We start from the raw sequence: 26,304 nt of genomic DNA, 5'->3' as shown, positions 1-26,304 counted from the left end.
GTCAGCCGCGGCGACCCGCCCACACCGGGCTGTCCACGTAGTGGTTGTCGTAGCGGTCCTGGGTCTCGCCGACGTCCTGCCAGGTGGCTTCGCCCCGGTGCACCTTGTCGAGCAGGCGGTAGTAGTCGAACCGGGGCTTGCCAGGGGTGATGACGACGAGGAAGTCGGCGTCCCGGCCCTCGGCGGGGGCGAAGGCGTGCGGGGTGTTCGGCGGCACGAAGAGCGCGTCGCCCGTGCCCAGGATGTGCAACTCGTCGCCGACGAGCATCTCGAGGGCGCCGTCGAGCACGAAGAACAGCTCACCGGAGTGGGTGTGCAGGTGCGGCGGTGCGCCGTCGGTGCCGTCCTTGAGCAGGGTGCGGTTGCTGGTCAGGGCGCCCCCGGTGTGCTCGGGGTCGAAGAGCAGCGTGATCACGCTGGCCGGATCGCTGTCGAGAACCTCGGCCTGGACGGCGCGTACCACAGTCATTGTCGGCTCCTTCGCTGTTCGGCTGTTTCCTAGACACTAGATGTCCAGAATCGCCTCACGCCAGCGATCATGGCCGGCGTCCCAAATCCTGGACAGGTAAGCTCCAGGATTATGCGGATGAGCCAGGGCGTCGAATGGGCCCTCCACACGTGCCTCAACCTGAGCTGGCTGGACGCCCCGGTGCCGACCAGCGTCCTCGCGACGTTCTACGAGCTGCCCCCTGCCTACCTGAACAAGCAGCTTCAGGCTCTGGCGCGGGCCGGGATCCTGACGTCGACCTCGGGGCCGCGCGGAGGCTTCCAGCTCGCACGGCCGCCGGAGGCGGTCTCCCTGTTGGACATCGTGACCGCGATCGAGGGGCCCGAGGAGCTGTTCCGGTGCGAGCAGATCCTCCGCCGGGGGCCGGGCGAGCACGCCGGTGTCGACTATCGACAGTCGTGCGAGTTCTCCCAGGTCATGCGAGGTGCCGACCTGGCGTGGCGGCGGGAGCTGGCCGGCAAGACCGTGGCTGACGTCCGGACCGGCGTCGAGCGCGGGCACCCCGAAGCCCCCGCCAACACCCGAGCCAGGATCGCCGCGCTGCGCTAGGACCGCCGGCACCGGAGCGCGGCCGCGGAACGCATTCACGGGTACGGTTTCGGTGCTCGACAAGCACGGGCACCGGCGCACGTCGCCGGGGCGGAAAGCGGCCGACCCGGTGGCGGCGGTACGTGGAAGGGAGCGAGGGTGGCGCAGCAGCCGAGAGCACTCGTGGTTCGGGGCGGATGGGAGGGGCACCAGCCGGTCCAGGCGACGGACTTGTTCATCCCCTTCCTCGAACGAAGCGGTTACGCCGTACGGGTCGAGGAGTCGACGGAGATCTACGCCGACGCCGCCGAGATGGCCGACACCGACCTCGTCGTGCAGTGCATGACGATGTCGGAGATCACCTCGGCCCAGTCGGCCGGCCTGAGCGCGGCGGTCAGCGCCGGTACCGGCTTCACCGGCTGGCACGGCGGCGTCGTCGATTCGTTCCGGGCTTCCGCGGAGTACCTGCACCTGGTGGGCGGCCAGTTCGCGACCCACCCGGGCAAGGAGCCGTGCGAGCGTCACGGTGGTGCGGAGGACAACTTCCTGCCGCACACGGTGCGCGTCACCGACCTCGGCCGAGAGCACCCGATCACCACGGGAGTCGAGGACTTCGAGCTGGTCACCGAGCAGTACTGGGTGCTGCACGACGACCTGATCGACGTCCTGGCGGTCACCACCCACCCCACGCAGGCGTGGCATCCCTGGCACCGGCCGGTCACCTCGCCGGCGATCTGGACCCGGCGCTGGGGTGCCGGGCGCATCGTCGTCACGACACCGGGACACAGCGTCGACGTGCTGGAGCACCCGAGCGTACGTACCGTCATCGAGAGGGGGATGGTGTGGGCGACCCGCACGGCGTCGGCATCGTAGGTCTCGGGGTCATCTCCCGCGCGTACCTGGACACCCTCGCGAACCATCCTGCCGTGCGCATCGTCGCGCTGGCCGACCTCGACGCGTCCCGGTCGGCCGCCGCCGCGGCCGCGATCCCCGGCAGCGAGGCGTCCAGCGTGGAGCGTCTGCTCGCCCGCCCGGACGTGCAGACGGTTCTCAACCTCACGATCCCCGCGGCGCACGCCGACATCTCGCTCGGCGCGATCGACGCGGGCAAGAACGTGTACGTCGAGAAGCCACTCGCGGTGACGTTCCCGGACGGCCGCTCGATCATGGAGCGAGCCACGGCGGCTCGGGTCCACGTGGGGTGCGCGCCGGACACCGTCCTGGGGACGGGTACGCAGACGGCGCGGGCGGCGGTCGACGACGGACTGATCGGACGCCCGCTGGCCGCGACCGCCGTCATGGTCACGCCGGGGCACGAGCGCTGGCACCCCCACCCCGACTTCTACTACGTCCCCGGGGGCGGCCCGTTGCTGGACATGGGGCCGTACTACATCTCGGCGCTCATCCACCTGCTCGGGCCGGTACGCGCGGTGGTCGGAGCCGCCAGCCGCCTGCGCGCCGAGCGGGTCATCGGCTCCGGCCCGCGCGCCGGCCAGCGGATTCCGGTGGAGGTGGACACCCACGTCACAGGCGTTCTCGAACACGTCAACGGCGCTCTCTCCACCATCACCACGAGCTTCGACGGCGTCGCGACGACCGCCGCACCGATCGAGGTGCACGGGGAGACCGCAACCCTCGCCGTACCCGACCCGAACAACTTCGACGGGACGGTCCGCCTCCGCGCGCTCGGCGACACCGAGTGGCGCGTTGTCGAACCGCGGGCCGGGTACGCCGAGGGCTCCCGGGGCATCGGCCTGATCGACCTCGTCGGAGCCGATGGCCGGCGTCCGCCGCGTGCCGGCGGTGACGTCGCGCTGCACGTCCTCGAGACGATGACCACCCTGCTCCGGTCGGCAGCCGAGGGCCGGCGGATCGAGCTGACGACGATGGCGCAGCGGCCCGCGCCGGTCCCGCTCACGGCGGTGGACGACTGGAAGACCGAGCACGCACTGGACGCCTACCGCCCCGAGTGACCGGAGCTGCTGGCCGTCACCGTGGGCGGCTGTGGCGACGATACGTCAGGGGGCCCAGGGGGCGGCGGTGTTCCAGGTGCTGTCGGCCGCCCAGAGGGTGGGCGTGTTCCAGGCGTCGCCGCCCGTGCCGTTGCTGAGCCAGACCTCCGAGTTGTAGTGCCGAAGGAACTTGCCGCGGAAGTTGTACGACTCCAGTGAGACGCCGCTTCCGGTCAGCCCCACGCGGGCGCACCAGGTGGCGTCGGCCCGCAGGAGCGCCGATCCGTCGTTCGGCGAGTTGCGGACCCGGGATTCCTGGTGCCGCAGGTACTGGCCGGGATAGTTGACCGACTCGAAGGAGTAGCAGGCGCCGTCGGCCAGGCCGGGCCGGACGGTGTACGTAGCGTCGTTCTTGAGCAGCGCCGAGCTGCTCGCGTCGACCACCTCGGTGTACGCCAGGCTGTTCTGGTGGCGCAGGTACCGGTTGGTGTAGCCGGGGGTGGTCACCTGCAACGACCGCCGGGTGTTGACCGGCAGGACGACGGGCGCGGAGCTGCCGATCGTCCGGGAGGCGTTGACGAGGGCGGTGTTGGCCGCGCGGACGCGGGCCTGGTCCATCTTGACCACCTGCCGGTCGTACGTGAGGAAGCCGTTCAACTCGCCCTCCTGGTCGGCGATCTCGGTGTAGATCGAGGCGCTGAGGCCCGTGCCGACCATCAGGTTCCGGGTGCCCTCCACCAGCCCCACGTACCGGTCGGTGAGCGCGACGGAGGTGGGTTGCCACTCGTAGGCGAAGAACTGCCCGTTCGGGCTGTACTCGTGGCCCGGCGTGCGCAGGCCCAGCCCGCCGAACTCGCCGAGCACCGCGATCCGGTTGCTCGACGGCGAGGGTGAGGCCGGACCCAGGTAGGCGTGCCAGTCGTCGATGTCGCCGTTGCCGGGGTCGCCGAGAGACTGGCAGCAGTTGTGCCCGCTGTGCGGGTTGACCAGCCGGGTGGGGTCCTGATTCTTGATGTTCTGCGCGACGCGGCGGGTGTCGGCCAGGGTGCGCTCGCCCCAGCCCTCGTTGTAGGGCGTGTACGCGACGACGGCGGGGGAGCTGCGGTGCTCGTCGACGATCTCGCGTGCCTCGGCCTCGAACTGCGCCTGCTGGGCGTCGGTCGGGTCGACGTTCTGCGCGGTCAGCGACGGGATGTCCTGCCAGACAAGCAGGCCGAGCCGGTCGGCGTGGTAGAACCAGCGCTGCGGTTCGACCTTGATGTGCTTGCGCACCATGTTGAAGCCCAGGTCCTTGTGCTTCTGCAGGTCGAAGGCGAGGGCGGCGTCGGTCGGCGCGGTGTAGAGCCCGTCCGGCCAGTAGCCCTGGTCGAGGGTGCCGACCTGGAACACGAACTGGCCGTTGAGCTTGGGGCGCAGCACCCCGTTCACCACGCCGGTGGTGATCTCCCGCATTCCGAAGTAGTGGCCGGTCTGGTCGACTGTCGCGCCGCTGGCGTTGCGCAGGCGAATCCGCAGGTCGTAGAGGAACGGGTCGTCGGGTGACCACCGGCGGGCGTTGGGCACCGGCACGCTGAAGTCGGTGAAACCGCCGGTGGCCGAGCCGACGACCGTGCTTCCGTTCAGCGCCTCGGCGAGCACGCTGTGGCCGCTCACGTCGCCGCGGGTGAAGACCCGGACCCGCAGGGTGTTGGTGGCGAGGTTCGGGTAGACGTCCACGCTGCTGATGGAAGCGGTGGGCACCGGCTCCATCCACACCGTCTGCCAGATGCCCGAGCTGGGGGTGTAGAAGATCCCCCCGGGCGTCTTGGTCTGCTTGCCGATGGCCGGCAGGCTGCCGTTCTGCCGGGTGTCGGTGGGGTCCCAGACCTTGACGACGATCTCGTTGGCGCCGGCGGTGAGCTGGGGTGTCACGTCGAAGGTGAAGGCGTCGTAGCCGCCGGTGTGGGCGCCGACCCGGACGCCGTTGACCCATACGGTGCTCTGCCAGTCGACCGCGCCGAAGTGCAGCAGCGTCCGCCGGCCGGACCAGTTCGGCGGGACGGTGACCGTGCGCCGGTAGAACAGGTAGTTGCGGTTGTCGTTGGCGGCGCGCTGGATGCCGGAGAGCGCGCTCTCCACCGGAAAGGGCACGTTGACCCGTTCGGGCAGAGCGGTGCCGAACTGCGGGGCGTCGTCGGTGGCGGACTGGCGTAGCTGCCACTCGCCGTTGAGGTTGAGCCAGTCCGGCCGGGTCATCTGCGGTCGCGGGTACTCCGGCAGGGGAGTCCCGGCCAGCGCCTGGCTGGTCCACGGGGTGGTCAGTGGCGGCGTCTTGGCCGGGGCGGCCCGCGCCGGTCGGGCGGGCGCGGCGAACACGCCGGCGACGAGGGTGAGGAGCAGCAGTAGGGGCAGGGCGGGGCGGGTGGGGACCTGACGTGTCATGCCGTCTCCGAGGGGCGGGTCGCCGCGGGCCGTGCAGCCGAGCCCGAAGCGCGCGGGCGGTGGGCGTCGGGTGGCACCCGTACCACGTTATAGAGGTACGGCGGACACTCAGTCAATTGTTGGCCGTCGATGCTTGCGGTTTCGTCCCCGGCCGTACGGGCAGGGGGTGACCGCCTCGGCCGGAGCCGAGGCGGTCGGTTGCGGGGCGCCCCCCGTAGGCGCGCCCCGCGCGTCCTCAGTGGTTGTTGTTCAGCCAGATGCAGGAGTTGTCGCTTCCCGTCCACCGCCAGCACAGGTTGTCGCGGGTCTGCGGCCCGTACTCGCCGTCGGCCGAGATGCCGATGTCGGCCTGGACGCTGCGCAACGCGCTCTGGGTGTAGCCGCCGAAGTCGTTGTCGACTCCGTTGGGGCCGAGGTACCTGCTGTAGATCCCCGTCAGCGTGCGCTGTAGCTCGCCGACGCCCGAGCTGTGGTCGCCGCGGATGAGCAGACAGTTGAAGTTGATGGTGCTGCTGACGTACGCCGGGATCCAGGCCGTCGCGCCGCGGGCGCCGGACCAGGTGGAGGTGTAGACGCCCGCGCCGTTGCAGTGCGGCAGGGCGGCCTGGGCGGGCGAGGAGATCGCCACCGCGCCGCCCACGGTCGTGACGGTGAGCAGGGCGGTGAGGCCGAGGCGAAGGAGACGTCGGAACATGGGAACCCCCAGGTCGAGGTGTGTGGGCCGCACCCGCGACGCTGCGGCGCGCGGCTTGCCTCACCATCGTTTCGTCCCCCACGGAGCCCGGACAGGAGCCGGACCGGAGATTGACCGGCACTTCGCGCCGCTCAGCGCAGTGCGGCGAGTTTGGCCTCGATCGCGTCGGTGTCGGCCTCCCGCAGCGACACGAGGATGTCCAGCGCCTGCTGCCAGGCGACCCGGGCCGAACCGCCGTCGCCTGCGGCCAGGTGCGCGTCGCCGAGGCTCACCAGCGCGTCCGCCTCCAACCGTCGGTGACCGATCTCGCGGCGCAGGCGGACGGCGTGCCCATGGCAGGTGACCGCCTCCGTGAACGCGTCGAGCTGCAGGTGGGCGTGCCCGAGACTGGCCCAGGTGATCGCCTGGCCGAGGACGTTGTCGACCGACCTGAACAGGGCCAGCGCCTGTTCGCAGCTCTCGATCGCGGCGAGGTGGTCACCGAGCTGGCTGTGCGACCAGCCGACCGCGTTGAGCGCGAAGGCCTGACCGGTGACGTGCCCGGCCTGCCGGTGCAGGCGCAGCGCCTCCCGGGCGTGGTCGAGGGCCAACTCGGGCTGCCCGGTCCGGTCGCAGATCCATCCGAGGTTGAGCTCGACCCGGGCCTGCCCGGCCAGGTCGCCCAGCCGCCGGTACCTGTCGTACGCCGACTCCAGATGGTGCTGCGCGTCGGCGTACTGCTGTCGCGCGATGTCGGCGAAGCCGAGCACCCCGTGGGCGTACGCCTCGGCCCGGTCGTCGGCCAGCCGGACGGCAGCCGCCAGTGCCGCCCGCAGGCTGCTGGTCCAGTCCTCCCAGTAGCCGCGCTGGTTGAGGTAGGTGGTGATGGCCCAGGCGAGGTGACACGTGTGGCGGTCGAAGCCGTGGCTGCTGGCCAGCCGCAGCGCCGAGAGCAGCACCTGGTGCTCGTCGGCGAACCACCACACGGCCGCGTCCCGATCGGGCAGCGCCACCGGAGCGACCCCGGGCCCCGGCGGGTCGATCGGCAACCGGTCCCGCTGTGGATAGACCAGCTCGTCGGCGGCGTACGCGACCGAGAGGTAGTGGTCGAGCAGGCGGGACCGGGCGGCGTGACGGGTCGCGTCGCTGTCCTCGGCAGCCGTCAGCTCGGCGGCGTACGCGCGCAGCAGGTCGTGGTACGTGAACCGGCCCGGACGGTGCTCGGTGAGCAGGTGGGCCCGGGTCAGCTCGGCGAGGTGACGGTGGGCCTGAGCGGGTGTGATCCCCGCGAGGCTGGCCGCCGCCGCAACGGCGAAGTCCGGCCCCGGATGGACGCTCAGCAACCGGAACAGCCGGGCGGTGAGCGGGTCGAGGGTCCGGTACGACCACGACATGACCAGCCGTACGTCGGTGACCGGCTCGCCGCCGTCGAAGGCGTCCAGGCGCCCGGCCATCGGGCGGAGATTCGCCGCCAGCTCCAGCAGACGAAATCCGCTGTGGATGGCAGCGCGGGCCGCGACGACGGACAGCGCCAGGGGCAGCCCGGCCGAGGCGCTGACGATGACGTCGACGGCCTCGGGCTCGGCGGTCACGCGCTCCGCGCCGAGGCGCCGGGTCAGCAGTTCGCGGGAGTCGACACCGGACATGACGTCCAGGGTGATCGGATGGGCGCCGTTCACACTGACCAGACCCAGGAACTGGTCCCGACTGGTGACGAGGACGAAGCAGCCGGGCGCGCCCGGCAGGAGCGGGCGTACCTGGTCGGCGTCGCCGGCGTTGTCCAGGACGACGAGCACCCGCCGGCCGCCCAGCAGACTGCGGTATCGCGCGACCTGCTCGTCCAGCGTGGTCGGCGGCCGGGCGCCCGGTCCCGCGAGAGCGTTGACGAATCCGGCGAGCGCCGTGCTCGGGCTGACCGGGACGCCGCCCGGGTCGAAGCCGCGCAGGTTGACGTAGAGCTGGCCGTCGGGGAAGTGCGCGGCGACGCGATGCGCCCAGTGCACCGCGAGGGCGGTCTTACCCACTCCGGCGGTGCCGGAGACGATCGCGAGTCCCATCGCGGTCGGTTGTTCCACCACCCGGGCCAGGATCTCGTCGAGGCGAGCCAGCGCGTCGGCTCGACCGACGAAACCGAAGCCGTCCGCCGGCAACTGCGCCGGAACACCGCTCGTGGCGGCCGGCGTCGGCGTACCGGAGAGGAACCGGTCCCGTCGGACCCCCCGCAGGCCGAAGGCGTCGGCCAACAGCAGCATCGTCGCGGGTCGCGGCCGCGCGATCCGGCCCGCCTCCAGGTCCCGGAGGTGCCGGACCGACAGCCCCGTCTTCGCGGCCAGATCCTCCTGCGTCAGCGCGCTGTGACGCCGCAGCTCCTGTACGGCCTCCCCGAACACGGGGATCACGGTATCGACGGCGTTCAGTGGGGGCAATCGGCCATACGACGCAAGAGATCCGTCGGTGGTGACAACGGAGCTGCCGCCGGAGGTACCCGAGCGTCGTCGGTGATGGAGGGACGGCAGACTCAGCCATGAGGGAGGTGGTCATGGTGGGTTCGGGTGATCCGGTCGTCATCGCGGAGTTCCTCGACAGGTTCCTCGGCTTCGAGGACGGTGTACTGACGGGGATCTCCATCGTGCTGCCTCGAGGCGAGACTGAGGGTCGCCAGATCGAGTTGCAAATTCAGGCGATGGACCGGACGTCTCCGGGCCAGGGTGGCCCGAGCGGGAGACTGTTCGGATGGAAGTTGGTTCGCATCTGCCTGCGGGGTATCTGCGAATACAGCCTGAGTGAGACGGCTCGATACCCGCTCCAGGTTCTTTCCGACGGGCTGAAGGTCGGATTACTCGACGATCAGTTTGTGCTCGACCTGGAACCGGGCCCGGACGACTGGTCCCCAGCCGCGTTCCGGGACGCGCCAGTCAGTGGCCCCAGGCAGTATGTGATCGCGAAGAATTTCTCGTTCGAGGTGTCGGATGGGCCGTTCATCTGACGGGGATGCCCGCTCGGGCCTATCTCGCCTGGTCCGGGCAGGTGCGGCCTGCCGCCTGAGTGCGGGTCTGGCGGGCAGGACGGACGGTGGTCGGCGCTGACCCGCCGGCGGGGCGCGGCCGCGTGTCCACGGCGAGCAGGGCGAGGGCGACAAGCGTCAGCAGTCCACCGGCGAGCGCCAGCGGGCGTGCCCCCGAGGTGGGCAGGAGGGCGCCGCCGAGCAGCGACCCGCCCGCGATGCCGGCGTTGAAGGCGGTGCTGACGCCGGCCGACGCGATGTCGGTGCTGCCGGGAGCCAGGTGCAGCATCCGGTTCTGCACGGCGGAGCCGAACGCCGCGTAGGCGAGGCCGATCCCGGCGAGAAATGCGACAGTGACGTGCCGGAGCGTGCCGAGCGCGTACATGCCGAACAGCGCGGCCGTGCCGATGCTCAGCGGTGTCACCAGGGAGGCGATCGGCCAGGTGTCCAGGGTGCGGGCCGCGGCCAGGGTGCCGAGGACGCCCGCGGCGCCGGAGGCGAACAGCAGCGGCGCCAGGGCCGCGTCGGCGAAGCCGCTGATGTCGAGCAGGAACGGTGTGATGTAGGTCTGCAGGGTCATGAAGCCGCCGATGCCGAGGGCGGTGGCGATCAGCAGCACGGCGAAGCGCCGGCCGTCCGGTGCGGTGCCCCGGGCGGCGCCGCCCGCCGCCGGGGGATACGAGGGCAGGAGGACGACCACTCCGGCGGCGATCACCAGACCGACTCCGGCCAGCACGGCGAACGCCACGCGCCAACCGGCCTGCTGCCCGAGCCAGGTGCCGAGGGGTACGCCGAGCACCGGCGCGAGCGTCGCCCCGGTCGCGAACAGCGCCACCACCCGGCCGCGCACCGCGACCGGAAAGGGCCCGATCACCGTCGCCGTGGCGACCGACCAGAACAGCGCCTGGGCGAGGGCGGTCGCGAGACGCGAGCCGGCCAGCACGGCGTACGTCGGAGCGAGCGCGGCGGCGGCGTTCGCGGCGGCGAACAGGAGCATGGTGGCGCCGAGCAGGTGCCGCCGGGGAATCCGCTGGGTCAGCCGGGCCAGCGGCACGGATGCCAGCACGACCACGACGGCGTACCCGCTGACCAGCAGACCCACCTGCGAGCGGGACCGGTCGAGGTCGGGTGCGATGTGGGTCAGCAGGCCGACGGGCAGCAACTCCGTCGTGATGAACGCGAACGCGGCGAGGGAGAGCGTGACGAGCATGGCCCTGGCCCGTCGCGGCGACACCTCCCATGCCATGACCCACCCCCGTTCCTGATCACCGTAATCGAGGGATCGACCCCCCGCGAACGGCAGAGCCTCTCCGTCGTAAAGCGGCGGCGGTCAGATGGTGATGACGACCTTCGCCCGCGCGTGCTCGCCTTCGAGATACCGGATGGCCGCGGGCACCTCGTGGAGTGGATACGTACGGTCGATGACCGGGGTGAGGCGGCCGGCTTCGACGTAGTCGCGCAGGGCGTCGAGGTGTGGTCGGCTCGGCGTCGTCGCGAGCGTGACGATGCGGTGTCGGACCAGGGGCGCCAGCAGCCGTCCGCGCGCGATAAGCCAGACCGGTCCGAGGAGACGGCCACCGTCGTACACGCCGCCACCGGAGAGCACAAGCGTTCCGGTCGGTGTCAGCGCCCGCCGCAGGTCGCCGAGTGGGCGGTTGCCGACGAGGTCGAACACGACGTCGTGGCGGTCCGTGCCGTGGGCGAAGTCGTCGCGGTGGTAGTCGACGACGTGGTCGGCGCCGAGGGAGCGGACCAGGTCGACGTTGCGGGTGCTGCACACCCCGGTCACGGTGGCGCCGAGCGCCTTGCCCAGTTGCACGGCGAGGGTGCCGACGCCGCCCGAGGCCCCGTTGATGAGCACGCGGTGGCCGGGCTGGACCCGCCCGACGTCGCGTAGCCCCATGAGCGCGGTGACGCCGGCCAGTGGCAGGGCCGCCGCCTGCTGCGGCGTCAGGTTCGCCGGCATCGTCGCGACCGACGTCTCGGGCACGCGCACGTACTCGGCGAACGCGCCGTTGGCGTCACCGAGGTCACCGAAGACGGCGTCGCCCGGGCGTACCTGCCGAACCTCCGCGCCGACGGCCTCGACCCGGCCCGCGAAGTCGCGGCCACGGATGCGCGCCCGGGGCCTCGTCCGGCCCATCGCCAACCGTGCCATCCGGGGATCACCCCGCATGGCATGCCAGTCGTACGCGTTGAGCGAGGCGGCCTCCACCCGGACGAGCACGTCGTCGGGAGCGGGAGTCGGCGTGGCGACCTCGGCGAGCGCGAGCGTCTCCGGTGGGCCGTACCGGTCCTGAACGATCGCCTTCATGGTCCCTCCCGAGGGTGTACGGCGTACACCGACGGTAGGTGTACGGCGTACACCTGTCAAGGCGGTTATGGTTCAACGACCGCCGGACAGGACGAGGACGAGATGGCTGAGCAGGCTGAGACGCTGCGCCGGACGCCGCTGAGCAGGGACCGCGTCCTGCGTGCCGCCGTGGCGCTCGCCGACGAGGCCGGCATCGAATCCCTCAGCATGCGCAACCTCGCCCAGGATCTGGGCGTCGTGCCGATGGCGCTCTACAAGCACGTGGCCAACAAGGACGAACTGCTCGACGGCATGATCGACGTGATCGTCGGCCAGATCGACCCGCCCGCTTCCGACATCCACTGGAAGGACGCCATCCGTCGGCGCGTCCTCTCGGCGCGGGAGGTGCTGCGCCGCCACCCCTGGGCACCGCTCGCGATCGAGTCCCGGACGATGGCGACGCCTGCCGTCCTCGCCTACCTCGACTCGGTGGTCGCGACCTTCAAGGCCGGCGGGTTCTCCGCCAACCTCGCCCACCACGTGATGCACACGATGGGCAGCCGCGTCCTGGGCTTCAGTCAGGAACTGTTCGACGCCTCCCGCCAGGCCGGTCGGTCCGGCGCCACCACCCCCGAGCCGCCCGCCGCCCTGCCGCCGGAGTTCGCCGCCCGGTTCCCCCACCTGGCGGAGATCGCCGGGGCGGCGTCCCACGACGACCAGTCGATCGTGGGGGAGGGCTGCGACGACCAGTTCGAGTTCGAGTTCGCGCTGGACCTGCTGCTCGACGGCATCGAACGGCTGCACCAGCGGGGCTGGACGTCACCGCGCCGAAACGGGTGAGGCGAGAGCCGGCGCCGGTGGGCGCGGCCCCGATTCTTCACCCCGATGTCACCACCCGACCCCACAGGTGACGTGTCGGTGTCCGTCGACAGGGGTTGGCTGTCAGCCGTCGCACTTGCCTTGACCAGGAGCTGATCCGCGTGCCTTCCTCCCGTCGTACCTTCCTCGCCGGCGGCGCCGCCGCCGGTGTGGGCCTCGCCGTCGCCGGTGGCCTGCCGTCCCTGGCGCAGGCCAGCCCCGGCCGGCCGCACTCGCCGGGCGGGCACGTGCCCTTCCCGCCGCTCGTGGACGATCCCAAGGGGATCCTGGCCCTGCCCGAGGGCTTCAGCTACACCGTGGTCACCCGGACCGGCGTCACCCGACTCGACCGTGGCCAGGGCGTGACTCCGTCGGACCACGACGGCATGGCCGTCTACGACGCCGGCCACGGCCGCTACACCCTGATCCAGAACCACGAGATCGACCCGGGCGCCGAGTTCGCCGTACCGCACGTCAAGGGCACGGTCTACGACGCGGGCGCCGTCGACGCCGGTGGCTGCACCGTGATCAGGACGGACCGTGCGGGCCGCAACCTGGGCGAGTTCGTCGCGCTCTCCGGCACCATCTCCAACTGCGCCGGCGGTCCGACCCCCTGGGGGACCTGGCTGAGCTGCGAGGAGGCCGAGGACCGGGCCGGCGACGAGTGGGAGGAGAGCGGCCGCACCGGCACCTTCCAGAAGGACCACGGGTACGTCTTCGAGGTCTGGGCCGACGGCAGCGCCGACCCGAGGCCGATCAAGTGCCTGGGCCGTTACTCCCACGAGGCCGTGGCGGTCGACAGGGACCGGACCCACGTCTACCTCTCCGAGGACGCGGACGAGCCCAACGGCCTCTTCTACCGCTGGACCGCCCCGGCCGGGGTCAAGCTGGGCCCCGGCGTGCTGACCCGCCTCGCACCGAACGCCGGCGTCCTCGCCGCGATGCAGATCATCATGGACGACGGCTCCGTGCTGCCGGACGTCGCCTACCTGACCTCCGCCCAGCTGGGCCGCCCCTTCCCCGTGCGGTGGATCGAGGTGCCGGACCGCGACGCGCGGACCACGTCCGTGCGCGAGCAGTTCACCGACGGCCAGGTCACCCGGGGACGCAAGTTCGAGGGCGTGTGGGCCACCGACGAAGGCGTGTACGTGGTCAACTCGTACGCCTGGGACGACGGTGACCTCCCGGCCGACGCCGCGCCGCACGACGGCATGGTGTGGTTCTACAACTTCCGGACCCAGACCATCCAGCTGGTGACCTACTTCCCGCACCAGACGGCCTCCGAGGAGGGCACGCCGGTCAAGTACACCGACCTCACCTTCGACGGCCCGGACAACGTGACAGTCACCCCGTGGGGCAGCCTGGTGCTCGCCGAGGACGGCACCGGCGCCTCCCACGTGCTCAGCACGATCCCGGGCGGGCCGACGTACCCGATCGCCCGCAACCAGCTCAACGACTCGGAGTTCTGCGGGCCGACCTTCACTGCCGACGGCAAGGTGCTCTTCGTCAACATGCAGGACCCCGGCCTCACCCTGGCCATCACCGGGCCGTGGGAGAAGTACCTGGGCTGAGGGCGCCACACCGACCGGTGGGGATCGGGAGACCGGCCTGATTCCCACCGGACCGCGGCCGGGCCGGAGATCGCCGACAATGGCAAGGGTGGACCCGGCCTTCGTCCTGCACCACCACCGCAGACCACGACCGCACTTCGACCTGCGGCTCGAGGAGAACGGGGTGCTGCGCTCGTGGGCGGTTCCCCGTGGCCTGCCGGACAGCCCCCGCGACAACCGGCTCGCGATCGAGGTGCCGGATCACGACCTCGATCACCTGACCTACGAGGACGCCGACAAGTCGATCGCCGACATCGGCACCTGGGAGGAGCACGACCGCACCGACCGCCGGATGCTGTTCACGCTGCACGGGCGTACCGGCCGCAGGCGGTACGCGCTCATCCGCACCGGCGAGGGGTGGCTGCTCCACCTGACCAAGGAGCAGCCCTCGGGCTGAGGCCCGCGCGGGATGGCGTGACGACGGCTCCGGGCCGGCCGGTGGCGGTCGGCCCGGAGCCGTGCGATGGTCAGCCGACCTGCACCAGGCGCCAGTTGTTGCGGGTGCTGCCGTTGTCGGTGTACTGGACGGCCTGCGCACCCCAGGTGCTGGAGCCGTTGAGGACGGCGAGTACCTTGCCGCTGTTGACGTTGCGGATCCGGTAGGAGCCGTCGCTGTTGGCCACAAGCGTCCAGCGGTGGTCGGCGGTGCCGTTGTCGCTCCACTGCAGGACGCGGGCGTTGTCGGCGGTCGACATGTTCTCGACGCCGAGGACCTTGCCGCTGTTGGCGTTGCGGAACCGGAACGCGCTGCCGTCGGTGACCCGGACCCAGTTGTGGTCGGCGGTGCCGGTGTCGCCCCACACCACGGCCAGACCACCGTCGGCGGTGGACATGTTCTGTACGCCGAGGACGACGCCGGTGTCGACGTTCACCAGCTTGTAGGTGTCCCCGGTCGGGGTGCCGCCGCCGCTCACGTTGGCCACGAAGGTCATCACGCTTCGCGCGGGCAGCGTGACGGTGAGGGAGCCGTTCGACATGGTGAGCGCACCCTGGGGTGCGACGTTCCTGCTCCCGTCGGTCAGCCAGTTGGAGACGCTGCCGGACGCCGAGGTGTTCGACAGGGTGAACTGCTGGCTCACCGACGACGTGTTCTTGTTGACGGCGACGATCACGACGGTGTCGCCGCCCCGGTACGCCGAGACGTAGACGTTGGACGCCGGGTTCGCCGTCGCGTCGACCCGCACGTACCCGGGGCGGACGAACCTGGCGAAGTGCGCCATCATCGCGCCACGCTTGCTGATCTGGCCGTCCTCCCGCATGGGGCCGTAGCTGCGCCGGAGGTACCACCAGACGTACGCCTGGAACTCGGCGTCCACCATGGCGTGGTGGATGTGCTCGCCCACGTCGAGCGCCTCGGGCCAGGCGTCGCCGGAGTTGGTGTTGCTGTTGGGGTAGTAGACCTCCGTCATCCAGAGTTCCTTGCCCGCGCCCTTCTGCTTGAACAGGGGGTAGGGGAAGTTCGAGTACGACGTGCCGTAGAGGTGCGCCCCGATGATGTCCACGTTGGCGAGGGCCGTGGAGTCGTTGAGGATCGGGTCCGACATCGACTTCACGTACTGGAAGGACTCGGGCGCGATGACCCTGGTGCTGATCGAGCCGGCGTTCTCGCGCAGGAAACGGACCATCTCCGTGGACGTCCACCACGTCCACTCCGTCGCGTAGTCGGGCTCGTTCTGCACCGAGATGGCGTACAGGTTGACCCCGTTGTTGCGCAGGTGGGTGGTGAAGCTGTTCAGGTGCTGGGCGTAGGCGCCGTACGAGCTGTACCTGAGGCGCTTCGCGTTGGTCTGACCGCCGCGGGTGAAGGTCTCGATCATGCTGGCCGGGGGGTTCCACGGCGAGGCGAAGACGGTGACCCCGAGTTCGGCTGCGCGCTGCGCCGTCGCCAGGTCGGCGCTCCAGTCCGCCTGGTTCTCGTTGACGGGGATCCGCAGCAGCGAGAAGCCCAGCCGGCCCTCGCCGGTGCCGAACGCCGTCTCCCGCTGGGCGGCTGTCAGGTCGCCGATCCACGCGGCGTGGGCCATCGCGCCGAAGCCACGGATCGTCTGCCGTTGCGCCGACAGGTTGATGCTCGCCGCCGCCGCCGAGGCTTCCGTGGCCCCCGCGACCGCCGCGACGGTCGCGACCGGCACGGCTCCCATGGTCGTCAGGATGGTTCTCCGGCTCACCAGTCTGCGCTCGCCGCGTACCGGCTCGTTCTTGTCGTTCGTCATGTCTCGTCCTCCTGGGTGGTGGTGGTACGCGCCGTCGCGGTCCCATCGGCCCGGCCGGCACCGGCCTGCGGCGTCGACACCGAGAGTGACGATGGCCCCGGTGGCGATGACCCATCTGATTTCGATCGAGTGACGTAAGTGTTAACGCTAACAATCACCGGAGTCTAAGTTCCGCCCGCACCGGGGGTCAAGAACGGATAGGGCGGTGAGCGCGCGAACGCTCTGCGTCACTGCCTGAGGGGGAGTAGTCCCAGGTCAGGAGCTTCTCCAAGCCGCGAGGTCGGCGGTCGTCCACCGGGTGCGGGCCGGTGGGCGGTGACCGGGACCCCGGCGTCCGGGGCCTGACTAATGTCATGCGCACCGGTGCGCCCCGCATCGAAGTCCGTGACTAAGCGCACTGGGGCCCGCCACCTCCCGTCGATGAGACTCGATTCAACGCCGGAACAACAGCCGGCCGAGTTCGAGAGGGGGCGGGACGGTGGACGAACGCTACGACAGCTACTGCGCCGCGGACCGGCTGTTCTACGACTCGCTCGGCAGCGCCGTCGCACAGCCCGTCTTCGCCGCAGCCGAGCGGCCGATCCCCACCGGCTGGCGCCGCGAGCCCCTCGACGACTGGCTGATCTACGCGCCCGACGGCGGTTCACTGCCGCAGCAGGGCTGGAAGATCCACGTCTCGGCGGGCCTGCCGAACGCCGAGCGGGTGCTGGACGCCGTCTGGAACTACTGCGTCCCCCGCGGCCTGTCCTTCAAGTTCCTCCGCGGGCCCCGCACGCTGCTGCTGCGCAACTCCAAGTACGCCGCGCGGGCCGCCAGCGGCAAGTTCGTCACCGTCTACCCCCGCGACGACGCGGAGCTGGAGCTGGTCTGCAAGGAGCTCGACGAACTGCTGACCGGCGAGACCGGGCCGTACATCCTCAGTGACCTCCGCTACGGCGACGGCCCGGTCCACGTGCGCTACGGGGGCTTCGCGGCCCGCTACTGCCACTCGCCCGACGGCCAGGTGGTGCCGGCGATCGAGGACGACTCCGGCACGCTGGTGCCGGACCGCCGCGAGCCGGTCTTCCACGTACCGTCCTGGATCACCCTGCCCGACTTCCTCGGCCCGCACCTGGCCGCCCGCACCCAGACCAGTACCGACCAGGTGCCGTACCGGATCGACCGGGTGATCCACTTTTCCAACGGCGGCGGACTCTACGTGGGCCGGGACCTGCGTACCGACACCGAGGTGGTGCTGAAGGAGGCCCGACCGCACGCCGGCCTGGACGCCGACGGCACCGACGCCGTCGCCCGGCTGGCCCGCGAGGCGGACGCCCTGCGGCAACTCGCCGACCTGCCGCAGGTGCCGCGGGTGCACGACGAGTTCGCCCTCGGCGAGCACCGGTTCCTCGCGCTCGAGTTCATCGAGGGTCGAGCGCTGAACAAGGTGCTCGTCGACAGGTACCCGCTCATCGACGCCGACGCGACGGACGAGGACCGGGCGGCGTACGCCAGGTGGGCCCGGCAGACCTACGAGCAGGTCGAGTCCGTCATCGAGGCGATCCACGAGCGCGGTCTGGTCTATGGGGACCTGCACCTGTTCAACATCATGATCCGGCCGGACGACCGGGTCGCCCTGGTGGACTTCGAGGTCGCCGCGCCGATCGCCGGGCACCGCCGGCCCGGTCTGCGCAACCAGGGCTTCGCGGCGCCGAGGGACCGCAGCGGACCGGCGGTCGACAGGTACGCCCTGGCGTGTCTGCGGTTGGCGCTGTTCCTGCCCCTGACCCAGCTGGTCCGGCTCGCCCCGGGCAAGGCCGCTCACCTCGCGGACATCATCGCCGCGAACTTCCCGGTGCCGAGGTCCTTCCTCGACCCGGCGGTCCAGGAGATCACCGGCGGCGGCCTTCCGACAGCGGACACGGGAGAGACGCCCGGCGCGGACGACTGGCCCACCACGCGGGCCCGACTGACCACGGCGATCCTCGCGAGCGCCACCCCCGAGCGCGACGACCGGCTCTTTCCCGGTGACATCGAGCAGTTCCGCAGCGGCGGCCTCAACCTCGCCCACGGGGCGGCGGGCGTGCTGTACGCGCTCGACACGAGCGGCTCCGGGCGGTGGCCCGACCACGAGGACTGGCTGGTACGGCGGGCGACAGCGCCCGCGTCCGGCACCCGCTGCGGCTTCTACGACGGACTGCACGGCGTCGCGTACGCCCTCGATCACCTCGGACGCCGGCAGGACGCGCTGGACGTGCTCGACATCTGCCTGCGGGAACCCCTGGACGGGCTCGACCACAGCCTGGCGAGCGGCCTGTCCGGGATCGCGCTCAACCTGGCCGAGATGGCCGCGCGGACCGGGGAGACCTCGTTGCACGACGCCGCGTGGCGAGCCGCCGAACGGGTGATCGGGCAACTGGCCGACGACCCGGGGCCGGACATCAGCGGCGGACGTAACCCGTACGCCGGGCTGCTGCGCGGCCGGACCGGACCGGCGTTGATGTTGCTGCGGCTCTACGAGCTCAGCGGCGACGACACGCTGCTGGAGCACGCCGCCACGGCGCTGCGCCAGGATCTGCGCCGGTGCGTGCTGCGCCCGGACGGCGCCCTGGAGGTCAACGAGGGCTGGCGGACCATGCCGTACCTGGCACACGGCAGCGTAGGCATCGGGCTGGTCCTCGACCAGTACCTGCGCCACCGCGCCGACGACCGGTTCGCCGAGGCCAGCGCCGGGATCCGCCGCGCGGCGCGGTCACCGTTCTACGCGCAGTCCGGTCTCTTCGCCGGCCGCGCCGGCATCATCGCCTACCTCGCCGCCTCGACCGACGACGCCGACCGCCGCGAACTCGACGCGCAGGTGGAGCGGTTGACCTGGCACGCGCTGCCGTACCGGGACGGAACCGCGTTCCCCGGCGAGCAGTTGCTGCGGCTGTCCATGGACTTCGGCACCGGCACCGCCGGCGTGCTCCACGCGCTGGCCGGCGCACAGCACGACCAGCCGCCGGTGCTGCCCTTCCTCGCGCCCCTGCCGGGCGCGCAGAGACTCCCTCGCGACAGCGGGGGCGACCGTACCGACGCACGGATGGAAGGGAGGTGACACGACATGGCGCTTCTGGACCTCCAGGGCCTGGAGATGGCTCCGGCCGACCGCACGGGTGGCGGTAGCCGGGCGAGCCTGCTGCTCTGCGGCGACAGCTCGCTCTCCGTCACGACCTGCAACTGATCCGTCGCACACGCCCTGGGTGGGTAGACGTACCCACCCAGGGCAGCGGCGTACCTACGGGAGGACCGATGCCGACGTTCGCCACGGGGGACCTGTTGCTCCGGCGGACGGCCCTGGCCGGCGGCGGCTGGACCGGTGGACTCGCGGCGGTCGCGCTGCTCGGCGCGGCCGCCGAACTGTTGCTACCCGCGACCCTCGGCCGCGCCGTGGACGCCGCCCTCGCCGGCGGCTCCGGCTGGTGGGCGGTGGCCGCCGGTGGCCTGGTGGTCGTCCTCATCGGCGTCGACACCCTCACCGACCTGGCCAGTGGGTTCGGGGCGGCACGCGCCACCGCCGACCTGCGTCGGCACCTTGTGCGTCACCTGTTCGCGCTGGACGTCCGCGCCACCCGCCGGTACCCGGTCGGCGATCTCGTCGGCCGGTTGGTCGGCCAGGCCGCCGACGCGGGACAGGCCGGCAACGCAGTGGTCCTCGCCTTCGTGGCGGTGCTTCCGCCGCTCGGCAGCGTCGTCGCGCTCGCCATCATGGAACCGGTCCTGGGGATCACCCTGCTCGCCGGTCTCGGCCTGCTCGCCGTCCTCATGCGCGCCTTCGTGGCCGACGCCTCGACCGCGACCGCCGGGTACCAACGGGTGCTCGGCGTCATCGCCGGTCGACTGCTGGAGTCGCTGAGCGGCGCCCGGACCATCGCCGCCGCGGCCACCACCCGGCGCGAGGAGGACCGGGTGCTGGCGGACCTGCCGGAGCTGGGCCGGCACGGCCGGCGCGGTTGGGAACTGCTGGCCCGGGCGAGCGCGCGCACCGCCGCCGTGGCGCCGCTGCTGCACCTGAGCGTCATCGCGGTCGGCGGGTACGCCCTGACCGCGGGCTGGCTCACGCCGGGTCAACTGGTCGCCGCGGTCCGGTACGCGGCCATGGGCGCCGGGCTGGGTGCCGTGCTCGCCACCCTGAATCACCTGGTGCGCAGCCGCGCGGGAGCACACCGGGTCGCCGAGCTGCTGCACCACCCCGCCGCGCCGGCGGGAGACCGGCCCCTCCCACCCGGCGGCGGCGCCCTGCGACTGCGCGACGTGCGCGTGTACGCCGACGACGGCCGGCCCCTGCTCGACGGCATCGACCTGGACGTGCCGGCCGGCGCGACAGTGGCCGTCGTCGGGGCGTCCGGCGCGGGCAAGTCGACCCTGGCCGCCGTCGCGGGCCGGCTGCACGATCCCGACGGCGGTGAGGTGCGACTCGACGGTGTGCCGCTGCGCGACCTCGACGAAGCGGCGCTGCGCCGGGCCGTCGGCTACGCCTTCGACCGACCGGTGCTGATCGGGGCGACGGTGCACGACGCGATCGGCTTGGCGCTGCCGGTTGAACCGGCGGCGTCACCGGCCGAGCCGGGCCCGGCCGCGCCTGCGGTCCGGCGGGCAGCCCACCAGGCGGCGGTCGCCGACGTGATCGACCGTCTGCCCGACGGTTACCGCACCCCGCTTGTGGACACACCGCTCTCCGGCGGTGAGACGCAACGCCTCGGCCTGGCTCGGGCGTTCGCCGCCGAGCGGCTGCTGATCCTGGACGACGCCATGTCCAGTCTGGACACCGCCACCGAACACCGGATCGCCGAGGCGGTTCTCGGACGCGGCGGCGAGCGTACCCGACTGGTGGTCACCCACCGGACCGCGGCGGCCGCGGCGGCCGACCTCGTCGCCTGGCTGGACGGCGGTCGGCTGCGCGCCCTGGCGCCACACCGGCGACTCTGGGCCGACCCGGACTACCGTGCGCTCTTCCAGCCGGTCGGCGGTGGGCCGTGAGCCGTCCGAGCGTACGACGGGTGACCTGGCGGGCACTGCGGGCCCGCCGCGGCGACCTCGCCCGGCTCTGCGGCTGGTCGCTCGTCGAGTCGTTGCCCGCGCTGCTCGCCGGCCTCCTGGTCGCCCGCGCCGTCGACGACGGTTTTCTGGCCGGACGTCTCCTCGACGGCCTGGCGTGGTTGGGGGTCCTCGCCGTGACCGTGCTGGTCGGCGCGGCCGCGACCGGTCGGACGTACCGGAGCCTGGGCGCTCTGGTCGAGCCGTTCCGCGACGAGGTGGCCGCCCAGGTGGTCCGGGGAGCGCTGCGCGACGCCACCCGGGCGGGTGGCCGTCCGGACAGCGCCGCCGTGACCCGGCTGACGCACCAGATGGAGATCGTCCGCGACACCTTCGCCGGTCTGCTGATGGTGACTCGCGGTTTCCTGTTCTCCGCCGGCGCGGCCCTGCTCGGCCTGCTCGCCCTGGCGCCGGTGGTGGCGGTACTGGCCGCCGCGCCGCTGCTCGCCGGCCTGGTCGTGTTCCTCGCCGCGCTGCCGGCGATGGTCGGGCACCAGCGGGCGTACGTCCGGGCCGGTGAGCAGCTCGGCCAGGCCGCGTCGGCGGCGCTGGCCGGTCACCGCGACGTGGTGGCCTGCGGCGCGCAGGCACGCGTCGTGTCCGACGTGGAACGGTGGGTGTCGGCGCAGGCCGCCGCCGAACGCACCCTCGCCCGGATGGCGGTGATCCGCAGCCTCAGCCTCGGCATCGGCGGCTGGCTGCCGCTGGTCGTGCTGCTCTCGGCCGCTCCGTGGCTGGTCGGGCGCGGATTGACGGCGGGCGCGGTGCTGGGGGCGCTGATCTACGTCTCCACCGGCCTGCAACCGGCCCTGCACACGCTGGTGCAGGGCCTCGGCGGCGGCGGGCTGCGGTACGCGGTCACCCTGGAGAACATCCTGCGGGCCGGTCCGGGGCCCGACGGACCCCACCTGCCCGCTCCCGCCACCGGGACGCCACGTTTCCACCCGCCGGCCCGTCCGGTCGCCGGCCCACCGGCCGTCGAGGTCCGCGAACTGACCTTCGGGTACGGCCCGCGTGCCCGGCCCGTGCTGGAGAACTTCTCGCTGACGCTCGCCGACGGGGAGCACCTCGCCGTGGTGGGCCCGAGCGGCGTGGGCAAGTCCACGCTGGCCGCCCTGCTGGCCGGTCTGGTGCCGCCGCAGGCCGGCACGGTCCACCTGGCGGGCGCCACGGTGGCCGACGTCGAGCCGGCCGACCTGGCCCGGATGCGGGTGCTGGTGCCGCAGGAGGCGTACGTCTTCACCGGCAGCCTCGCCGACAACCTCCGCTACCTGCGGCCGGACGCCGCCGACGACCTGCTGGAGGGCACAGTCGCCGCGCTCGGCGCGGGCCCCCTGGCGACCCGCCTGGGCGGTCTGGACGCGCCGGTCGTGCCGGCCCTGCTCTCCGCCGGTGAACGGCAGCTCATCGCGGCGGTCCGGGCCTGGCTGGCACCCGCCCCGCTGGTGGTCCTCGACGAGGCGACCTGTCACCTGGACCCGGCGCTGGAGGCGACCGTCGAGAGTGCCTTCGCCCGGCGGCCCGGCAGCCTCGTGGTGATCGCGCACCGGATCAGTTCCGCGCTGCGGGCCGACCGGGTGTTGGTCCTCGACGGCGCCGAGCCCGTGGTGGGAACGCACGAGCAGTTGATGGCCCGCTCGGCCACCTATCGGGCGCTCGTCGGTTGCTGGGACGACCCGGTGGCGCTGCCCCAGACGGCGGCGACGCGGCGGCGCTGAACTGCGCGCCCGAGCCGACGGCGCGTCAGATCCAGCCTGCCTCGCCCGCCATCCGCACGGCCTCCACCCGGGTGCGGGCACCCACCTTGCGGGTGATCCGACCGAGATGGTTGCGGACGGTGCCTCGGCTGAGCCCGAGCGACGCCGCCACCTCCGCGACCGGCGCCCCGGCGGCGGTCAGCGTCAACACCTCCGTCTCACGGCTGGTCAGCGGGCCGTTCGAGCGCAGCGCCGCGACGACGAGATCCGCGTCGAGCACCGGCTCCCGGCGGGCGAGCCGGCGGATGCCGTCGATGACCCGCTGGGGGCCCGCGTCGCTGCGCAGGATGCCGACCGTCCGGGTGGGGCAGAGCAGGCCGCGCAGTCGCCGTGCCCGCTGTGGGTGGGCCAGCACCAGGACGGGGCACCGGCCGAGGCGGCTCGGATCGAGTCCCTCGACCACGTCGAGGTCGGCCACGACGACGTCGGGGCGTTGGGCGTGGACGGCCGCGGAGACCGCGTCGCCGCGATCGACCTCCGCCACGACACGGATGTCGTCCTCGGCGGCGAGGACGAACGACAGCGCGCCCAGGACCAGGGCGCCGTCCAAGGCGAGCAGGGTACGGATCACGATGAACCTTCCCGTACTGCGATGGCGATCACACAACGTCAATATTCAAACACGCCTCCGTATAACCCGCACGGCGAGAGGGGCGGGTCCGGGGCCCTCCGCCGGACCCGCCCTCCGACGGCTACAACCAGCCGTTACTTCGCGCGCGCCACACCGCTTCCAACCGGTTGCGAGCCCCGGTCTTGCGCAGGATCACCGACAGGTGGTTGCGCACCGTCCCGTGTGCCAGGAAGAGGCGGGACGCGATCTCCTTCAGGGGCAGACCCTCGGCCGCCATCCGCAGCACGTCCATCTCCCGCGCTGTCAACGGGATCTCCGGAGGGCTCAGCACCGCCACCGCGGCGGCCGGATCGATCGCCCGTTCCCCGGCAGCGAGCGCGCGGATCGCCCGCACCAGCTCCACCAGAGAGCTGTCCTTCCCGACCAGGCCGCGTGCGCCGGCCGCCAGCGCCGCCTCCACCAGGGCGGGGCTCCACCGGGGGCTCATCGCCAGCACGGCCGCGTGCGGCGCCTCGGCGCTGATCCGGGCGACCACCTCCACCGGGTCGGGCGACTCCGGTGTCAGCGCCAGCACGACCACCTGGGGTCTGCACCGGCGGACCACCGTCAACAACTCGCCGACACCCTCGACGTCGGCGACCACCTTCATGTCCTCCTCACCCGACAGCGCGGCGCAGAGCGCACCGCGAAGCAAACCCATGTCCTCGGCGACGACAACGTGGATCACCACGTTTCTCCGATCTCAGGTACGCGTCACACCGGCCACCGATCCCGGAACGTCCACGGGCTGGTCAGGGCGGTCGTGCGCGACGGACGGACAGGCATGGGCCCGCGGCGCCGTCATGGCAGACGGGCACGGGCACTGATCGACCGGGCCAGCGGGCGGAACCGAGCGGGTCGGTCGGCCACCTGGCGCGGTCGGCAGGCCTCAGCCCGGGCGGGCGATCGCGGACGGAGCGCGGCTCTCGACGAGGAGTGGCACGAGTGCGCAGGGCACCCCGGTGCCGACGGGCAACTGCCGGTCGGCCGGCCGGATCAGACCCGGCCCCGGCGTCGACCTGTCGTTGACGCCGGCGGCGTCCTGGTCGACCGGCGCGACGGGTCGGACGGGATAGCCGGCGGCCACGGCCAGCGGGGCAGGGCGTGTGGCGTGGTGCCCCGTCGAGGCCGTGGGACCCGCGGGGCCGGCGACGGACATCGGCGGCGGCGCAGAGGGAGGAGGGGGCGCCGTGGCGCGTACGGCCACGCACCCGGCGGGGACGGGCGGCAGCGCGGAGTCCGCCGGCGGTGTCGGCACGGCCGCCACCGGTGGCGAGCCGGTCACCGGCACCTCGGCCGGCCCGGGTGCTCGGGGAGCAGTAAGCGGAGGTGTCGCCGGAGGGATCACCGCCCGGAGAGCGGGCGGGAGGACGGCGTCGATGACACGGACGAGCGCGATGATGACCGACTGGATCGGCGCCGTGCGCACGATGTCGACGACGTGCGGCAGAGGGGCGGTGATCAGGCCCACCGCGAGAGAACCGGCCGGTACGGGCAGCGCGGACGCATCGGCCGCGACGGAGGCCGGCCGCGGCGCCGGATCAGCGGCCGGCCGGGACGGTTGCCCGTGGCGAACGGGGCGATGAGCCGCGGGTGCCGGGGAGACGGGCCGGAGCCGTGGGCGCTCGGTGGTGCCGGCCGGGACAGTGGCGCCGACCCGAGGCAGCGGCACGGACCCGCGCGATGCGTGCGTCGACCGACGAGGCACTGCCGGGAGTGTCACGCCGCGGGGGGCGACGACACTGCCGACCGCCCCTGCCAGCGGGGCGCCGGGACGATCATGGCGGGGTGTGTCGGCCCGTACGACGCGCGGACGCGCATCCTCGGAGCGCTCGGTGACTGTGAGTCGCGTGAGCGGCTCGACCAGAGCGTGGAGCTGCCGATGAGGCTCGTCGCCGACGCGGTCGCGTATCCCGTCGGCGGCGGCCGGCTCCTGGAACAGGGCGGCCAGCAGGAAACCGGCCCCGACGGCAGCCGCGATCAGCACCATCCGCCGGGCGAGCCTGCGCAGTCGGCCGGCCACGAGCGGAGCCGATCGGCTTGGCGCAGACATCGTCGCGGTTCCGTTGACGGGACTTCGCACGCCGGCACGACCCCCCTTCCCCTCTGGATTGCTGACCCATAGTAGCGACGCACTTACGTATTCGCATCTGGTGATGCCTGTCAGTCGTCAATCGGACTCGGCCATCACGTTGGCGCGACCTCGGCGGGAAGATGCCGGCCGCCCACGGTGCGAACCGAGGTCCCGACCAGGTCGGCGAGAACGCGAATCCGCTCGTCCGCCGGTAGTGTCCCCAGCGTGGCGCGGCGGTGGACCCTGGCGGTCGTGATGGCGACCTTCGGCCTGGTGGTCCTGGTGGCCCAACTGGCCGCCGGGTTACCCGTGGTCGGCGGCGTCGAGTTCCTGATCCTCCTGGTGCTGGCGCTGTCGTTGTCGCCGTGGGCCTTCCCCCGCTCGGCGGGCGCGGCCATGGCGCAACGGGCCAGCGCGGCGGACGGACGACCAGTCGTGTACTGGCGCCCCGGCTGTCGCTACTGCCTTCAGCTCCGGTTCTCGCTTGGCCGGCTCGCCCGGCGGGCACACTGGGTGGACATCTGGCTGGATCCGGCGGGTGCGGCCGCCGTCCGGGCGATAATCGGCGGCAACGAGACGGTGCCGACCGTCGTGCTCAGCGGTCGGGCCGTGGTGAACCCCGATCGGGCCTGGCTGCGCGAGCAGATCCGCTCGTCCTGACACGCTCGGTGAGCGGAGGTCGGGCATGAACGACGGGATGGTGACCGGGCGGAGCGCCCGCGATGTCGGAGAGACAGTCGCGGCGCTG

22 protein-coding genes are annotated in these 26,304 nt (G+C 72.2%); 12 read left to right on the top strand and 10 right to left on the bottom strand.

The features are described from left to right. Position 1 precedes the first annotated feature (1 nt). Positions 2-469: a cupin domain-containing protein gene (locus MILUP08_RS22500; RefSeq protein WP_007461939.1), complete on the bottom strand. Its 468-nt coding sequence runs from the start codon at positions 467-469 to the stop codon at positions 2-4. Positions 470-586: 117 nt separating this feature from the next. Here MILUP08_RS22500 and MILUP08_RS22495 point away from each other — a divergent pair, with 117 nt between their 5' ends. The 3 genes from MILUP08_RS22495 (at position 587) to MILUP08_RS22485 (ending at position 3,009) form a co-directional block, all read left to right on the top strand. After that, complete coding sequence (locus tag MILUP08_RS22495) at positions 587-1,057, top strand: RrF2 family transcriptional regulator (protein ID WP_007461938.1); 471 nt, start codon at positions 587-589, stop codon at positions 1,055-1,057. Positions 1,058-1,195: 138 nt separating this feature from the next. After that, positions 1,196-1,909 (top strand): ThuA domain-containing protein, encoded by a 714-nt coding sequence (locus tag MILUP08_RS22490; protein WP_007461937.1) that lies wholly within the window; start codon positions 1,196-1,198, stop codon positions 1,907-1,909. Continuing rightward, the gene (locus MILUP08_RS22485) at positions 1,879-3,009 is read left to right on the top strand and encodes a Gfo/Idh/MocA family protein (RefSeq protein ID WP_007461935.1); all 1,131 of its coding nucleotides are present in this window, start codon (positions 1,879-1,881) and stop codon (positions 3,007-3,009) included. Before MILUP08_RS22490 ends, MILUP08_RS22485 begins: the two co-directional genes overlap by 31 nt. A gap of 45 nt (positions 3,010-3,054) precedes the next feature. Here the strand turns inward: MILUP08_RS22485 and MILUP08_RS22480 are convergent, their stop codons facing one another. The 3 genes from MILUP08_RS22480 to MILUP08_RS22470 all read right to left on the bottom strand — a co-directional run bounded on the left by MILUP08_RS22480 (position 3,055) and on the right by MILUP08_RS22470 (position 8,472). Then, positions 3,055-5,409 (bottom strand): AbfB domain-containing protein, encoded by a 2,355-nt coding sequence (locus MILUP08_RS22480; RefSeq protein WP_007461928.1) that lies wholly within the window; start codon positions 5,407-5,409, stop codon positions 3,055-3,057. Positions 5,410-5,644: 235 nt separating this feature from the next. Further along, positions 5,645-6,103: a peptidoglycan-binding domain-containing protein gene (locus MILUP08_RS22475; protein ID WP_007461926.1), complete on the bottom strand. Its 459-nt coding sequence runs from the start codon at positions 6,101-6,103 to the stop codon at positions 5,645-5,647. 131 nt (positions 6,104-6,234) lie between these two features. Beyond that, complete coding sequence (locus MILUP08_RS22470; protein WP_051065782.1) at positions 6,235-8,472, bottom strand: ATP-binding protein; 2,238 nt, start codon at positions 8,470-8,472, stop codon at positions 6,235-6,237. 149 nt (positions 8,473-8,621) lie between these two features. Between MILUP08_RS22470 and MILUP08_RS22465 the strand changes: the two genes are divergently transcribed. Further along, on the top strand, positions 8,622-9,068 hold the full coding sequence (locus MILUP08_RS22465; RefSeq protein ID WP_007461917.1) for a hypothetical protein: 447 nt from the start codon (positions 8,622-8,624) through the stop codon (positions 9,066-9,068). A 19-nt stretch (positions 9,069-9,087) separates the two neighbouring features. On the opposite strand, the gene MILUP08_RS22460 is transcribed toward MILUP08_RS22465, so the two are convergent. Beyond that, on the bottom strand, positions 9,088-10,332 hold the full coding sequence (locus MILUP08_RS22460) for an MFS transporter (RefSeq protein ID WP_007461915.1): 1,245 nt from the start codon (positions 10,330-10,332) through the stop codon (positions 9,088-9,090). Between the two features lie 84 nt (positions 10,333-10,416). Beyond that, positions 10,417-11,400 (bottom strand): NAD(P)-dependent alcohol dehydrogenase, encoded by a 984-nt coding sequence (locus MILUP08_RS22455; RefSeq protein WP_007461913.1) that lies wholly within the window; start codon positions 11,398-11,400, stop codon positions 10,417-10,419. Between the two features lie 102 nt (positions 11,401-11,502). Here MILUP08_RS22455 and MILUP08_RS22450 point away from each other — a divergent pair, with 102 nt between their 5' ends. The 3 genes from MILUP08_RS22450 to MILUP08_RS22440 all read left to right on the top strand — a co-directional run bounded on the left by MILUP08_RS22450 (position 11,503) and on the right by MILUP08_RS22440 (position 14,244). After that, a complete protein-coding gene (locus MILUP08_RS22450) occupies positions 11,503-12,219 on the top strand; it encodes a TetR/AcrR family transcriptional regulator (RefSeq protein ID WP_007461912.1) in 717 nt (238 codons plus the stop codon). A gap of 140 nt (positions 12,220-12,359) precedes the next feature. After that, a complete protein-coding gene (locus MILUP08_RS22445; RefSeq protein WP_007461910.1) occupies positions 12,360-13,808 on the top strand; it encodes an alkaline phosphatase PhoX in 1,449 nt (482 codons plus the stop codon). Positions 13,809-13,887: 79 nt separating this feature from the next. Further along, a complete protein-coding gene (locus MILUP08_RS22440) occupies positions 13,888-14,244 on the top strand; it encodes a DNA polymerase ligase N-terminal domain-containing protein (protein WP_007461908.1) in 357 nt (118 codons plus the stop codon). 70 nt (positions 14,245-14,314) lie between these two features. Here the strand turns inward: MILUP08_RS22440 and xynC are convergent, their stop codons facing one another. Then, entirely contained in the window at positions 14,315-16,060 is a 1,746-nt protein-coding gene (xynC, locus tag MILUP08_RS37450) for a glucuronoarabinoxylan endo-1,4-beta-xylanase XynC (protein WP_007461906.1), read from the bottom strand. 478 nt (positions 16,061-16,538) lie between these two features. On the opposite strand from xynC, the gene lanKC reads away from it, so the two are divergent. From lanKC to MILUP08_RS22415, 4 genes are all read left to right on the top strand, one after another. After that, positions 16,539-19,136 carry a class III lanthionine synthetase LanKC gene (gene lanKC / locus MILUP08_RS22430; protein WP_007461902.1) on the top strand — a complete coding sequence of 866 codons (2,598 nt, stop codon included), beginning with the start codon at positions 16,539-16,541 and terminating at the stop codon, positions 19,134-19,136. Positions 19,137-19,142: 6 nt separating this feature from the next. Then, the gene (locus MILUP08_RS22425; RefSeq protein WP_013734295.1) at positions 19,143-19,262 is read left to right on the top strand and encodes a SapB/AmfS family lanthipeptide; all 120 of its coding nucleotides are present in this window, start codon (positions 19,143-19,145) and stop codon (positions 19,260-19,262) included. A 68-nt stretch (positions 19,263-19,330) separates the two neighbouring features. Next, positions 19,331-21,058 (top strand): ABC transporter ATP-binding protein, encoded by a 1,728-nt coding sequence (locus MILUP08_RS22420; RefSeq protein WP_007461899.1) that lies wholly within the window; start codon positions 19,331-19,333, stop codon positions 21,056-21,058. Next, a complete protein-coding gene (locus tag MILUP08_RS22415) occupies positions 21,055-22,833 on the top strand; it encodes an ATP-binding cassette domain-containing protein (RefSeq protein ID WP_007461897.1) in 1,779 nt (592 codons plus the stop codon). The genes MILUP08_RS22420 and MILUP08_RS22415 overlap by 4 nt, the downstream gene beginning before the upstream one ends. 25 nt (positions 22,834-22,858) lie before the next feature. Here MILUP08_RS22415 and MILUP08_RS22410 read toward each other — a convergent pair whose 3' ends face one another. The 3 genes from MILUP08_RS22410 to MILUP08_RS35470 all read right to left on the bottom strand — a co-directional run bounded on the left by MILUP08_RS22410 (position 22,859) and on the right by MILUP08_RS35470 (position 24,953). Next, positions 22,859-23,443: a response regulator transcription factor gene (locus MILUP08_RS22410; protein ID WP_007461895.1), complete on the bottom strand. Its 585-nt coding sequence runs from the start codon at positions 23,441-23,443 to the stop codon at positions 22,859-22,861. A 121-nt stretch (positions 23,444-23,564) separates the two neighbouring features. Continuing rightward, positions 23,565-24,170, bottom strand: a complete 606-nt coding sequence (locus MILUP08_RS22405) for a response regulator transcription factor (RefSeq protein WP_039906450.1) — start codon at positions 24,168-24,170, stop codon at positions 23,565-23,567. A 201-nt stretch (positions 24,171-24,371) separates the two neighbouring features. Then, positions 24,372-24,953 (bottom strand): hypothetical protein, encoded by a 582-nt coding sequence (locus MILUP08_RS35470; protein ID WP_144056990.1) that lies wholly within the window; start codon positions 24,951-24,953, stop codon positions 24,372-24,374. Between the two features lie 828 nt (positions 24,954-25,781). On the opposite strand from MILUP08_RS35470, the gene MILUP08_RS22395 reads away from it, so the two are divergent. Continuing rightward, on the top strand, positions 25,782-26,216 hold the full coding sequence (locus MILUP08_RS22395) for a glutaredoxin domain-containing protein (RefSeq protein WP_007461888.1): 435 nt from the start codon (positions 25,782-25,784) through the stop codon (positions 26,214-26,216). Positions 26,217-26,304: the final 88 nt, after the last annotated feature.

Origin of the sequence: Micromonospora lupini str. Lupac 08, from assembly GCF_000297395.2 — a bacterium.
Classification (GTDB): Bacteria; Actinomycetota; Actinomycetes; order Mycobacteriales; family Micromonosporaceae; genus Micromonospora; species Micromonospora lupini.
This window is presented reverse-complemented; position numbering and strand designations above follow the sequence as displayed.